General features: G+C 65.1%; 10 protein-coding genes. 5 read left to right on the top strand and 5 right to left on the bottom strand.

Annotated elements, in window-relative coordinates:
* The first annotated feature begins 15 nt into the window (after window positions 1-15).
* The 3 genes from MF607_RS05830 to MF607_RS05820 all read left to right on the top strand — a co-directional run bounded on the left by MF607_RS05830 (window position 16) and on the right by MF607_RS05820 (window position 3247).
* Window positions 16-402: an endonuclease domain-containing protein gene (locus tag MF607_RS05830; RefSeq protein WP_242116628.1), complete on the top strand. Its 387-nt coding sequence runs from the start codon at window positions 16-18 to the stop codon at window positions 400-402.
* Window positions 403-1815, top strand: coding sequence for a dihydrolipoyl dehydrogenase (gene lpdA, locus MF607_RS05825; RefSeq protein WP_242116627.1), 1413 nt, complete (start codon window positions 403-405; stop codon window positions 1813-1815).
* 61 nt (window positions 1816-1876) lie between these two features.
* Complete coding sequence (locus MF607_RS05820; protein WP_242116626.1) at window positions 1877-3247, top strand: porin; 1371 nt, start codon at window positions 1877-1879, stop codon at window positions 3245-3247.
* Between the two features lie 376 nt (window positions 3248-3623).
* On the opposite strand, the gene MF607_RS05815 is transcribed toward MF607_RS05820, so the two are convergent.
* The 4 genes from MF607_RS05815 to MF607_RS05800 all read right to left on the bottom strand — a co-directional run bounded on the left by MF607_RS05815 (window position 3624) and on the right by MF607_RS05800 (window position 9410).
* The gene (locus MF607_RS05815) at window positions 3624-4886 is read right to left on the bottom strand and encodes a pilus assembly protein TadG-related protein (RefSeq protein ID WP_242116625.1); all 1263 of its coding nucleotides are present in this window, start codon (window positions 4884-4886) and stop codon (window positions 3624-3626) included.
* Window positions 4883-5314 (bottom strand): TadE/TadG family type IV pilus assembly protein, encoded by a 432-nt coding sequence (locus tag MF607_RS05810; RefSeq protein WP_242116624.1) that lies wholly within the window; start codon window positions 5312-5314, stop codon window positions 4883-4885. The genes MF607_RS05815 and MF607_RS05810 overlap by 4 nt, the downstream gene beginning before the upstream one ends.
* 255 nt (window positions 5315-5569) lie before the next feature.
* Entirely contained in the window at window positions 5570-9028 is a 3459-nt protein-coding gene (gene mfd, locus MF607_RS05805; protein WP_242116623.1) for a transcription-repair coupling factor, read from the bottom strand.
* Window positions 9029-9143: 115 nt separating this feature from the next.
* Window positions 9144-9410 (bottom strand): FAD assembly factor SdhE, encoded by a 267-nt coding sequence (locus MF607_RS05800; protein WP_242116622.1) that lies wholly within the window; start codon window positions 9408-9410, stop codon window positions 9144-9146.
* Window positions 9411-9480: 70 nt separating this feature from the next.
* Between MF607_RS05800 and recG the strand changes: the two genes are divergently transcribed.
* Together recG and MF607_RS05790 are read left to right on the top strand one after the other, a co-directional pair.
* Window positions 9481-11541, top strand: a complete 2061-nt coding sequence (recG, locus tag MF607_RS05795) for an ATP-dependent DNA helicase RecG (RefSeq protein WP_242116621.1) — start codon at window positions 9481-9483, stop codon at window positions 11539-11541.
* 210 nt (window positions 11542-11751) lie between these two features.
* On the top strand, window positions 11752-12192 hold the full coding sequence (locus MF607_RS05790) for a DMT family transporter (protein WP_242116620.1): 441 nt from the start codon (window positions 11752-11754) through the stop codon (window positions 12190-12192).
* A gap of 146 nt (window positions 12193-12338) precedes the next feature.
* Here MF607_RS05790 and tyrS read toward each other — a convergent pair whose 3' ends face one another.
* Window positions 12339-13565: a tyrosine--tRNA ligase gene (gene tyrS, locus MF607_RS05785; protein WP_242116619.1), complete on the bottom strand. Its 1227-nt coding sequence runs from the start codon at window positions 13563-13565 to the stop codon at window positions 12339-12341.
* Window positions 13566-13595 lie beyond the last annotated feature (30 nt).

Below are 13595 nucleotides of genomic sequence, written 5' to 3'. Positions count from 1 at the left end.
TCTCGTGCGCGTGCGATGCGGCGGGATCCCAGCGATGCGGAACGCAGCCTGTGGCGGCTACTGCGCAATCGTCGGCTGGCCACGTACAAGTTCCGCCGGCAGCAGCCGATCGGACGCTACATCGTCGATTTCGTCTGTTTCGAGCGGCGGCTGATCGTCGAAGCCGATGGATCACAGCATATCGGAAGCGCCTATGATCGCGACCGCGACCATTGGCTGACGCAGCAAGGTTTTCGCGTCCTGCGACTGTTCAATTTCGATATTCTCGACAATCCCGAGGGCGTCTGCACCGCGATCCTCATCGCGTTGCATGGCGTCGGGAACGGCATCGAGCCGTCCCCGACGCCACCCCTCTCCCCAGCCCTCCCCCGCAAGGGGGGAGGGAGCCCTAGGAGCATTTGAATGGCTGATACCTACGACCTCATCGTGCTCGGTTCGGGCCCCGGCGGCTATGTCGCGGCGATCCGTGCGAGCCAGCTCGGCCTGAAGGTCGCGATCGTCGAGCGCGAGCGGTTGGGCGGCATCTGCCTCAACTGGGGCTGTATCCCGACCAAGGCGCTGCTGCGCTCGGCCGAAATCTATCACTACATGATGCACGCGGCGCAATATGGGCTGTCGGCGGAGAAGCCGTCGTTCGACCTCGCCAAGGTCGTCGATCGCAGCCGCAAGGTCGCGGGTCAGCTGAACGCCGGCGTCAAGGGGCTGATGAAGAAGAACAAGGTCGCCGTCCATGAGGGCGTCGGCACGATCACGGCCAAGGGCAAGCTGTCGGTCAAGCAGGGCGACAAGACCACCGAGCTGGAAGCCAAGCACATCATCGTCGCGACCGGTGCGCGCGCCCGCGACCTGCCGTTCGCCAAGGCCGACGGCGCCAAGATCTGGACCTATCGTCATGCGATGGTGCCGCCCGAAATGCCGACCAAGCTGCTGGTCATCGGATCGGGCGCGATCGGGGTCGAGTTCGCCAGCTTCTACAACGACATGGGCGCCGACGTGACGATCGTCGAAATGCTCGACCGGATCATGCCGGTCGAGGACGCCGAGGTCAGCGAGTTCATGACCAAGGCGCTGACCAAGCAGGGCATGACGATCAAGACCAAGTCGGGCCTCGAAAAGCTGGAAGCCGGCCCGGCGGGCGTGAAGGCCGCGATCAAGGGGCCGGACGGCAAGGTCGAGACGACCGAGTTCAGCCATGCGATCGTCGCGATCGGCATCGTGCCGAACACCGAGAATATCGGGCTGGAAGCGCTGAAGATCGAGACCGAGCGCGGCCACATCAAGACCGACGGTTACGGCAAGACCAATGTCGACGGCATCTGGGCGATCGGCGACGTGACCGGCGCGCCGTGGCTGGCGCACAAGGCGAGCCATGAGGGCGTGATCGCCGCCGAAGCCATCGCCAAGGCGCTGGGCAACAAGGACATCCATCCGCACGCGATGGACAAGAACAATATCCCCGGCTGCACCTATGCCCGGCCACAGGTCGCCAGCGTCGGCTTTACCGAGGCGAAGGCCAAGGAAGCGGGCTATAGCGTCAAGGTCGGCAAGTTCCCGTTCATCGGCAACGGCAAGGCGATCGCGCTGGGCGAGGCCGAAGGGTTCGTGAAGACGGTGTTCGATGCCAAGACCGGCGAGCTGCTCGGCGCGCACATGGTCGGCGCGGAAGTGACCGAGATGATCCAGGGCTATGTCGTCGCCCGTCAGTTGGAGACGACCGAGCAGGAACTGACCGAGACAGTGTTCGCGCACCCGACGATCTCGGAATCGATGCATGAGTCGGTGCTGGCGGCCTATGGTCGCGCGCTGCACATCTGATCGTCACACTATCGTCATAGTTCTTGACCCGCGCCGTGCCTGCGCGGCATGGCGCGGGTCCATGAAGCTGCTCCTCCCGGCGATCCTCGCCACGTCGTTACTGGTCGCACCGCCTGCCGCCGGGCAGACCGTACAGGAGTTGCAGCGCCAGATCGACGAGTTGAAGGCGGTCATCGCCGAGATGAAGGCGGCGCAGACGGCAGCGCCGCCGCCCGCCGTCGCCGCTGCGCCGGCCCCGGTGGCGCCGGCACCCGTTGCGCCAGCACCGACGCAGGTCGCGGCCGCCCCGGCACCGGCCAAGCGCTGGTACGACCACATCCGCATTCGCGGCTATACCCAGTTGCGGCTCAACGAGATCATTGCGGGCGACCGGACCGCGCCCGCTGGCGTGGCGCGGCTGCGGTCGGTGCATGACAGCGGCATCGGCGACGATACCGGCTTCACCTTTCGCCGTATCCGTCTGATCCTGCAGGGCGATCTGGGCGACCGGGTGTCCTTCTACCTCCAGCCCGACTTTGCGACGGCGGTGACCGGCCAGTCGGTCGGCGAGCGGCGCGAGGGGTTCCTGCAACTGCGCGACGCTTATTTCGATGCGTTTCTCGACAAGGACAAGCGGTTCCGGCTGCGTTTCGGCCAGTCGAAGGTACCGTTCGGGTGGGAGAATATGCAGTCGTCGTCGAACCGGCTGACCCTCGACCGCAGCGACGCGATCAACAGCGGCGTGCCGAGCGAGCGCGATATCGGGGTGGTCGCCTACTACACGCCGGCCCATGTCGACGATATCTGGGAACGGCTGACCGAGGACGGGCAGAAGCTGTTCGGCAATTACGGCGCGTTCGGGATCGGTATTTATAACGGGCAGGGGATCAACCGCGAGGAGGCGAATGACGCGGTGATGGCGGTCGCGCTGGCGACATGGCCGTTCGAGATCGGTGGCGGGCGGGTGCTGGAGGTGGGCGGTAGCGCTTATACCAACCGCGTCCAGCCGGAGGTGCGCACCGGCGGGGTCAGCCCGGTCGCGTTCGCCGACGACCGAATCGGGCTGCACGCGATCCTGTATCCGCAGCCGTTCGGATTCCAGGCCGAATGGAATTGGGGGCGGGGGCCGGAATATGATCCGGTGCTGCGCGGCATCACGACCAAGGCGCTGCATGGCGGCTATGTGCAGGGAACGGCACGGGTGCGGCATTCGCCCGTGGGACCCTTCATGCCCTATGTCCGCTGGCAGACCTATCGCGGCGGGTGGAAGGCGGCGGTCAATGCGCCGCGACTGGAGACCGACGAAGTCGAACTGGGCATCGAGTTCCAGCCGGTGCCGGCGCTCGAATGGACGATCGCCTATGCCCGGATGGAGCGCGCCGAGGCCGACGAGCGGCGGCTGGGCCGGGCCGAGGGCGATGTGTTCCGGACGCAGTTGCAGTTGAATTATTAGGTTTTTTTACGCGGGTGTCGGTCAAAGTTCACTAAGTTCACACTTGCCACGTTTTGAGCTGGACGGAGAGCGACGGGTCGAGAAAGCGGGAAGCCGTGGTGGCCGGCAAACAGAATGGCAGCGCGGCGGGGTGTAGGAAAGCGTGGCTTTGCGCCGTGCAGGTGCGATGCCGGTGTCAGCGCCGTCCTTGTTTAAAACGATGGCGGGAGGCGGGGGGCGGCGCGATCCGTGCCAGTTAAGAGTTACCGTTCACCGAGCCGATCGTGCGGAACGTCCTGCAATCAGCGCCATCAAACAGATTTCGATGTTCCGAAAATCTAGTCGCAAGCAAGTATTTTCGGCGCTGTATCTTTTAGAAAAGGCTCGCGTAGCGTCACTAACGAACCAGTTTCGCTTTTGCCATGCCCAGGTTGTTAGTGCAGCTACGACCCGGTTTTGTCGATTTGTATTTGGAATTATTATCCAACTCCAACCTTGCCGTAACAATCCGGATGCAATCTGCTTCCCATTCGACGTTGTTCTCGATCTCGAGCTGACTGCTGGGCATGTAGATCGTTCCCGATGCCGACGCACCCAATTTGGAGTAGATGTCGTGATCGTTTGTGTTGGCGCGATCCGACCAGATAACCATCCCGGCATATGGCCCGGCAGTCGGCCCCTTCAGATCGAAACTTGTCTTGCGGTGGAAGAACAGGTCGTGGCCTGCCCCCTCCAGGTAGATCAGTACGTCGGTCCCGTTGATCGCCGCACCGTTAAGCAACGTGAATTCGCCTTTGATGACGTAGATACCCGGCAGGAACGTGACCGTAGCGTCATCGATCACCAGTCCGCGGCAAAAGGCGAAGGTCGCGGTGATGATAACTGTCCCCCCCTTTATACGGTCCGCGCCGCCGCAATTGGTGTTCGTCGGTGGTGCGATGGCTGCGTAGGGATCGGCGATCGCAACCGCGCCCGTCACCGGGGCGGGTGAAACCGAAGCGCCGGCCGATCTGTCGACGCCGCCAACGACCCGGATGCTTTTGACGTTTACATAGGAAGAATCGCCGAGTTCCAGCGCGCCACGATTCCGCGAATTGACCTGAACCGTGCAATCCGGAGCGTCGATCTGTGCACCGGGATCCACATCGAACGCGTCGCCATGCGTGGGATGGAGGATGAGAATGCATAACGGGTTGGGGGCGGTCGCAATGGCCGTGGCGGACAGCTCCCACGACGACAGTCCGAACATCCCGGCAAAGAAGGTGTGGAGGGCGTTGTTCTTTGCTGCCGTCCGAGACGCTGTCACCCGTACCGCGTTGATCGTTCCACCCGGCGTAAAGCTACCCGCGTCCCAATTGCCGAATTCCAGTTCCCGCGCGCTCACGAGGTTCGTGACACCGGGCCGGTTGTGGCCGGCATAGGTCTGGGCCGTCGCGAGTGCCGCGATGCGGTCCGCCGACGCGATATGACCCGCCGCAGCCAGCGCGGCAGCCTCCGCGCTGGTTTGCAATGCGTTCTTCTCGGCATAGGCCATGCCGACATCGATGACGAGGCCAAGAACGGCAACGAGCAACGGCAGCAGCAGCGCGATCAGGATCGCAACACCGCCACGTCGATCACAGGGCAATCGACGGCTCCACGCGACTTTTCCGCGGGTCAATCCACGATGCTCCGCATCGTTACGGTGGTCGACAGTCCCCCGGTTATGATATTCGCGATCGGCGTGATCCGCGCCATGTTGGCTGGTGATATCGTCAATGTGACCTTGACGTCCTGATCCCGCGGATCCCCCTTCGTCGCCGGATCGATCGCGGTCGCGACGGTGACATTCAGGTCGCGGCTCGCGCTGCGTTGGGCAAAGCGTTTGGCCTCGGCTACGGTCATGTATCCGACCGCAACGCCCCGTGCTGCCTCACGCGCGTAGGTATGGATGACCATCTGCGCCTGCAGATAATTGGCTCCTGAAAATATTCCGCCAAGTACAAGGATCAGGATCGGCGCAAGGATGGCGAATTCGACGAGCACTGCGCCGCGCGTGTCCAACTTCAGGCGATGAAGCAGCCAGTCTATACTGGCGGCGCCGTTCATCACGCGTATCCTCCGATACAGACCATGGGGTGGCTATATCGGATCAATGTAAATCATCTGCTAATCGCGTTGGCTATTCATTGGCGCTACGCGTTCAAAGAATATCATTACTTTCGCGTAGCTTGGCAATTTTCGATAGCAGAACCGGCGCAGCATAGCGTGCCACGCCATTCATTCTTTAGAATGGCGGCAACATGCCATTTCCGGAATGCGGTTGTTGAAAAAGGGCCGCAGTGACGCGGGACGGGAATTTGCCTACCCCGCCGCTTTCGCCAGCCCCCGCGAGATCTGGAGCGCCGCGTTCAGCCGGGCCTGCGGGTCGCCGAAGCTGCGGCTGATGACCAGCTTCATGTCGGGACGCAGCTTTGCCGTGCCGGCCAGCTTGTCGACATAGGCGAGCAGCCCCTCAACGCTGGGGAATTTGTCTTCGTGGAAGCTGACGATCGCGCCTCTTGCGCCGACGTCGATCTTGGCGACGCACGCCTTTTTCGCGTTCAGCTTCGCCTCGATCAGTTGCAGCAGGTTGGCGGTCGCCACCGGCAGCTTGCCGAAACGGTCGATCAGTTCGGTGGCGAAGGCGTCGATCCCGGCCCGGTCCTCGACATCGTTGAGGCGGCGGTACAGGCCCATGCGCAGGTCGAGGTCGGGGACGTAATCCTCCGGGATCAGGATCGGCGCGTCGACGGTGATGGCGGGCGAGAAGTCCTTGGGCTTGTCGTCGCGGAGACCTCCGGCCTTGGCGTCGAGGATCGCCTCCTCTAGCATCGACTGGTAGAGTTCGAAGCCCACTTCCTTGATATGGCCCGATTGTTCGTCGCCGAGCATGTTGCCCGCGCCGCGAATGTCGAGGTCGTGGCTGGCGAGCTGGAAACCGGTGCCCAGCGATTCGAGGTCGGACAGGACCTTCAGCCGCTTTTCCGCCGCCTCGCTGACCAGCCGTTCGGGGGGTGTGGTCATGTACGCATAGGCACGGGTCTTCGACCGGCCGACGCGGCCGCGGAGCTGATAGAGTTGGGCAAGGCCGAACTTGTCGGCGCGGTTGATGATGAGCGTGTTGGCCGAGGGGATGTCGAGGCCGGATTCAACGATGGTCGTCGAGACCAACAGGTCGTAGCGCTTGTCGTAAAAGGCCGACATGCGTTCCTCGACCTCGGTCGGCGCCATCTGGCCATGGGCGACGACATAGCGGATTTCGGGAACTTCTTGCGTGAGGAATTTCTCGATATCGGGCAGGTCGGCGATGCGCGGCGTGACGAAATAGGCCTGTCCGCCACGATAATGCTCGCGCAGCAGCGCTTCGCGCAGCACGACCGGGTCCCATGGCATGATGTAGGTGCGCACCGCCAAGCGATCGACCGGCGGGGTCTGGATCACCGACAATTCGCGCAGGCCCGACATCGCCATTTGCAACGTGCGCGGGATCGGGGTGGCGGTCAGCGTCAGGACATGGACGTCGGCCTTCATCGCCTTCAGCCGTTCCTTGTGCGTCACGCCGAAGCGCTGTTCCTCATCGACGATGACGAGGCCGAGGCGTTTGAAATCGACCTGTTTCGACAGGACGGCATGGGTGCCGACGACGACATCGATCGTACCGTCGGCCAGGCCGTCGCGGACCTTCTTCGCCTCGGTCGCGGTGACGAGGCGGGAGAGGCGACCGACCTCGATCGGGAAGCCTTCGAAGCGGGCCTTGAAGTTGTTGTAATGCTGGCGGGCGAGCAGGGTCGTCGGGCAGACGATCGCAACCTGCATGCCCGCCATGGCGGCGACGAAGGCGGCGCGTAGCGCGACCTCGGTCTTGCCGAAGCCGACATCGCCAACGACGAGGCGGTCCATCGGGCGACCGGCGCCGAGATCGTCAAGCACGTCGGCGATGGCGCGTTCCTGATCGTCGGTCTCCTGATACGGGAAACGATCGACGAACGCGGGGTAGCCGCCGCTATCGGGTTCGGCGACCTCCGCCGGGCGCATGGCGCGCTTGGCGGCGGTGGCGATCAGGTCGCCCGCGATTTCGCGGATGCGGTCCTTCATCCGCGCCTTGCGCCGCTGCCATGCCTCGCCGCCCAGACGGTCGAGCGATGCGCCTTCCTCGCCCGCGCCATAGCGGCTGAGGACTTCGAGATTTTCTACCGGAACGTAGAGCTTGTCGCCGCCGGCATATTCGAGCTGGACGCAGTCATGCGGGGCCTTCGCCACGGGCACCTGGGTCAGCCCGACATAGCGGCCGATGCCGTGATCGGCATGGACGACCAGATCGCCGGGCGAGAGGGTGGCGAGTTCCTGCAGGAAGGCGTCGGTATTCTTGCGGCGCTTGGCGCGGCGGACGAGGCGGTCGCCGAGCATGTCCTGTTCGGTCAGGACCGCGACGTCGGCGCTGGTGAAGCCGTGGTCGAGCGGCAGGACGACGAAGGATACGGTCGATTTGGCGCCGCCCAGCGCCTGTTGCCATGTCTCCACGGTCGAGACGCCGGTCAGGTCGTGATCGGCGAGCAGTCCCATCAGCCGCTCGCGCGCACCCTCCGAATAGCTGGCGAGGATCGGTTTGCGGCCTTGTTTGCGTAAGCCCGCGATATGATCGACGACCGCTTCGTAGATATTGGCCTGTTGCGTGCGTTCGGGGGTGAAGTCGCGGGGGCCGTCGACTTCGAAATCGACCGAGGTGGCGCTGTCGGGGGCGTGGAAGGGCGTGACCTGATGCGCGGCGGTGTCCGACAGGCGATCTGCCCATTCCTCCGCAGAGAGGTAGAGCGCGTTCGGCAGCAGCGGGCGGTAGCTGCCCGGGTCGCTGGTCTGCGCGCGGACGCGGTTGGTGTGATAATCGGCGATCGATTCGAAACGCTGTTCGGCGGCGGCGGGGACGCCCGCATCGCGGACGATGACCGCTTCGGGCGAGAGGTGATCGAAGAAGGTTTCGAGCCGCTCTTCGAAAAAGGGCAGCCAATGTTCCATGCCCGACAGGCGGCGGCCGTCGCTGATCGCCTGATAGATCGGGTCGCCGGTCGCGGTCGCGCCGAATTTCTCGCGGTAGCGGGTGCGGAAACGCTTGATCGACTCTTCGTCGAGCAACGCTTCGGAGGCGGGAAGCAGGGTGAAGCCGTCGACGCGGCCGGTGGTGCGCTGGTCTTCCGGAGAGAAGGTGCGGACGGTTTCGATCTCGTCGCCGAAGAAATCGAGGCGCAGGCCGGAATCGGAGCCTGACGGCCACAGGTCGACCAGCCCGCCGCGGACCGCGAACTCGCCCGCGTCGTGGACGGTATCGACGCGGTTATAGCCATTGGCTTGCAACAGCGCGGACAGGCGGGGCAGCGAGATGCGCTCGCCGGGTGCGAGGCGCGCGACCAACTCGCGGATGCGGAACGGGGTCAGCGTCCGCTGCGTCGCGGCGTTGACGGTGGTGACGATCAGGCGGGGGCCTTTCGCCTTGCCCTGTAGCGTGTGGAGGGCGGACAGGCGCTCCGCCATCGAGCGCAGCGTCGGGCTGGCGCGGTCATAGGGGAGGCAGTCCCATGCGGGGAATTGCAGGACCGACAGGTCGGGGGCGAAGAAGGGGGCGGTGGTCGCGATGGCGCGCATCGCCGCTTCGTCGGGGGCGATGTAGACTAGGTCGCCCTTCGCGCCGCGGGTGAGGTCGGCGAGGAGAACGGGGAGGAAGCCTGCGGGCACGCCCGCAAGGGTCAGCGAGCGGGGGGCGGACAGAATCTTGGAGAGGTCGGGCATCGGGTTCCTATAGCCCTCTCCCCCATGGGGGAGAGGGTTGGGAGAGGGGGAATGCGGAGCGCCTGTTTGTGGCCTGCCCCTCTCCCCGGCCCTCTCCCCTGAAGGGGAGAGGGAGTTATCTGGCTACCGGCACAAAATCCATCTTGCGCATGCCGTGCAGCACCGGGTGGTCGAACTGCGCGGGCGGCGGCTGAACGCCCATCGCCCATGCCATGATGTCGACATCCTGTTCCTCGAGGAACGTCTCGAACCAGTCCATGTCGGCGTCGCTCCATGTCGCAGCGTGCGCGTCGAAATAGCCGCCGATCATCAGGTCGGCTTCGCGGGTGCCGCGATGCCAGCTGCGGAATTTCAGGCGCTTGAGGCGGGTGTCGCGGTCCATGGGACTCCAATGGCGATAGACCGACGGACGCTGGCAGCGGCCGCCGGTTCGGATATAGGACCAGATAGTCATGCGTCCCGATCTGCTCAACCCGCTGTTTGCCGAAGTGACCGCGCTGAAAGGCGTGGGTCCGGCGCTGGCCAAGCCGCTGGAGCGGTTGAAGCTGGGCCGGGTGGTCGATGTCGCGTTCCACCTGCCGACCGGGTGGGTCGACCGGCTGCGGCGCGACGAGTTGATGGCGCAGGATGCGGGGCGGGTGATCGCGATCCCGCTGACCGCGACCGATTACCGGGTCAGCGCCGGGCGGGGACCGACGCGGGTGCGCGCGGCGGACAGGCACGGCAACATCGTCAACCTGACCTATTTCGGCGGATCGTCGGGCTGGGTGAAGAAGCTGTTCCCGCTGGGCGAGACGCGGCTGGTGTCGGGCAAGCTGGAGACGTACGGGCAGGAATTGCAGATGGTCCATCCCGACCATGTCCTGCCCGAAGCAGAGGCCGACAGCCTGCCCGAGCGCGAGGCGATCTATCCGCTGTCCGAAGGGCTGACCTCGCGCCGGGTCGGGCAGTTGGCGGCGCAGGCGATCGAACGCGCGCCGGACCTGCCCGAATGGATCGAGCCGAGCCTGCTGAGCAAACATGGCTGGCCGGCGTGGAAGGAGGCGCTGGCGCGCATCCATACCGACCCGGCCGATGCCAAGGCGCGCGAGCGGCTGGCCTATGACGAGGTGTTCGCAAACCAGTTGGCGCTGCTGCTGGTGCGCGGCGAGGCGCGGGCGCGCAAGGGGCGGGCGCTGACCGGCGACGGGCGGCTGCGAGCGAAGCTGGACCTGCCGTACAAACCGACGGGTGCGCAGTCGCGGACGATCGGCGAGATCGAGGGCGACATGGCGCAGACGCAGCCGATGCTGCGGCTGCTGCAGGGCGATGTCGGGTCGGGCAAGACGCTGGTCGCGCTGATGGCGCTGCTGATCGCAGTCGAGGGCGGGGCGCAGGGCGCGCTGCTGGCGCCGACCGAAATCCTCGCGCGACAGCATTATGCGACGTTGCAGCGGCAACTGGCGGGGACCGGCGTGACCGTCGCCGCGCTGACCGGGCGCGACAAGGGGCGGGTGCGCGAGGGCGTGCTGATGGGATTGGCCGACGGGTCGATCGATATCCTGGTCGGGACGCACGCGATCTTTCAGGAGGCGGTCGGCTATCGCGATCTGGGGCTGGTGGTGGTCGACGAACAGCATCGCTTCGGTGTGGCGCAGCGGATGATGTTGCAGGCAAAGGCGGTGCGACCGCCGCATTTGCTGGTGATGACCGCGACGCCGATCCCGCGCACGCTGACGCTGGCGCAATATGGCGAGATGGACGTCAGCCGGCTCGACGAGATGCCGCCGGGGCGCGAGCCGATCGAGACGGTGGTGATGTCGGAGGACAAGCTCGACGCGGTGGTCGATGGCCTTGCCCGGCATCTGTCGGCGGGGAAGCAGGCGTACTGGGTGTGCCCGCTGGTCGAGGAGAGCGAGAAGTCCGACCTTGCCGCCGCCGAGGCGCGGGCGGAGGCGCTGCGGATGCGGTTCGGCGACAAGGTGGCGCTGGTTCATGGGCGGATGAAGCCGCTGGAAAAGGACGCGGTGATGGCCGAGTTCTCGGCCGCGCGCGCGGGCGTGCTGGTGGCGACGACGGTGATCGAGGTCGGGGTCGACGTACCCAATGCGACGCTGATCGTGATCGAGGCGGCGGATCGATTTGGGCTTGCGCAGTTGCACCAGTTGCGCGGCCGGGTCGGGCGTGGCGGCGGCAAGTCGGTATGCCTGTTGCTGCGCGGGAACAGCCTGTCGGAGACGTCGCGGGCGCGGTTGGCGCTGATGCGTGAGAGCAATGACGGCTTCCGGATCGCCGAGGAGGATTTGCGACTGCGTGGTGGCGGCGAGTTGCTGGGCACGCGGCAGTCGGGCGAAGCAATGTTCCGGCTGGCGACGCCGGAGATGCTAGGCGAACTGCTGCCGGTGGCCAACGCCGATGCGCGGTTGCTGGTGGATCGGGATGGCGGGCTGACGGGGCCAAGGGGGCAGGCGGCGCGGGTGGCGCTGTATCTGTTCGAGCGGGATGCGGGGGTGGGAAGGTTGCGGTCGGGGTGATCTCCTGCCCCCCCATCATCACTCCCGCGAAGGCGGGAGTCTATTAACGCTGCCGTCGCGGACTTTCGAAACGTCGGCGTGTATGGATTCCCGCCTTCGGGAATGACGAACTTGGGTTGGGCGACGTTCTCCGCATCGGCCTGTCCTGCTGGCAAAGGCCGGAATGACGGAAGGTTGCTCCAGTCGGATCAAGCGGATAGCTCCCACGGCATGAATGCCCTCGCTCCGCTCATCGTCGCCCTGCTGGGCGGTATCGGCCTTGCCGCCCAGCCACCGACCAATGCCGCGTTGGGGCGGAGTATCGGGTCGGTATTGCTGGCGGCACTGGTATCGTTCGCGGTGGGGACGCTGATCCTGATCGGCGTCTGGCTGGTCGCAGACCGGACGCCGCTTGCCCAATTGCGCGAGGCGCGGCCGTGGATGTTTCTGGGCGGAGCCTATGGCGCGTTCTTCGTAACGGCGGCGGCGTTCGCGGCGCCACGGCTGGGGCTGGCGTCGATGTTGACGATCATGATCGCGACGCAACTCGTCGCGGCACTGGTCATCGACCGGTTCGGGTTGGTCGGGTTGCCGAGGACGCCGATCAGCGGAGTGCGGCTGGCCGGAGTGGCGCTGGTGCTGGTGGGGGCGGTACTGGTTCGGCGGGGGTGATCCGACCCCTTTCCCATACCCCCGTTTGCTTCGAGCACAGGTTCGAGCTTGTCGAGAACCGTAGTCGAGAAGGGGTTGCCGCAAACTACGGCGTTCTCGACGGACGCTTCTCGACAAGCTCGAAGCTGCTCGAACCGATCGGTTTATCAGGAAGCTGGCGTCAGCAACCCGTGGTTCTTCTTCCCCGCCGACACGCGCACCGGGGCATCCACCGCAATCACCTGCGCCTCATCCACGACCTTTTCGCCATCGACGCGGGCGCCGCCGCCTTTGATCAGCCGGCGCGCCTCGCCCTTCGAAGCCGCAAGGCCCAATCCGACCAGTGCGTCGACGACGTTGATCGTGCCGCTGACACCGAAGGTCGGCAGCGTGTCACCCGCCGAGCCCTCTTCGAATGTCCGGCGCGCTGTCTCGGCCGCACCCGCCGCCGCATCCGCGCCGCGGCACATCGCGGTCGCTTCGTTGGCGAGGATCTTCTTTGCTTCGTTGATCTCGGCGCCCTGCAACGCCTCAAGCCGGGCGATTTCGTCGAGCGGAAGGTCGGTGAACAGGCGGAGGAAGCGGCCGACATCGCGGTCGTCGGTGTTGCGCCAGAATTGCCAGTAATCGAAATGCGGCAGCTGATCCTCGTGCAGCCAGACCGCACCCGACATGGTCTTGCCCATTTTGCCGCCATCGGCGGTGGTGATGAGCGGAGTGGTCACGCCATAGACGTCGGTCCCGTCCATGCGGCGGGCCAGTTCGATGCCGTTGACGATATTGCCCCATTGATCGCTGCCGCCCATCTGCAGGCGGCATCCGTGGCGCTGCGACAATTCGCGGAAGTCGTAGGCCTGGAGGATCATGTAGTTGAATTCGAGGAACGACAGCGACTGTTCGCGGTCGAGGCGCAGCTTTACCGAATCGAACGACAGCATCCGGTTGACCGAGAAATGCTGCCCGACCTCGCGCAGGAACGGGATATATTCCAGCCGGTCGAGCCAGTCGGCGTTGTCGACCATCACCGCATCCGACGCGCCATCGCCGAACGTCAGGAAGCGTTCGAAAATGCGCTTGATCGACGCGACGTTGCTGGCGATGCCGTCCTCGGCCAGCAGCTTGCGCGCTTCGTCCTTGAAGCTGGGGTCGCCGATCTTGCCGGTGCCGCCGCCCATCAGCACGATCGGCTTGTGCCCGGTCTGCTGCATCCGGCGCAGCAGCATGATCTGGACCAAGCTGCCGACATGCAACGACGGCGCGGTCGGATCGAAGCCGATATAGCCCGGCACGACCTGCTTGCTCGCCAGCGCGTCGAGGCCGGCGGCATCGGTCAGCTGATGGATATATCCCCGTTCGGACAGGGTGCGCAGCAGGTCGGAGCCATAGTTCGTCATGCGGCCTGTTAGCGTCGCCACCGCACCAAA

The sequence above is a fragment of the Sphingomonas lacusdianchii genome, assembly GCF_022664395.1.
Classification (GTDB): domain Bacteria; phylum Pseudomonadota; class Alphaproteobacteria; order Sphingomonadales; family Sphingomonadaceae; genus Sphingomonas; species Sphingomonas lacusdianchii.
The sequence above is the reverse complement of the archived record's forward strand: the minus strand, read 5'-3'. Positions and strand labels throughout refer to the sequence as shown.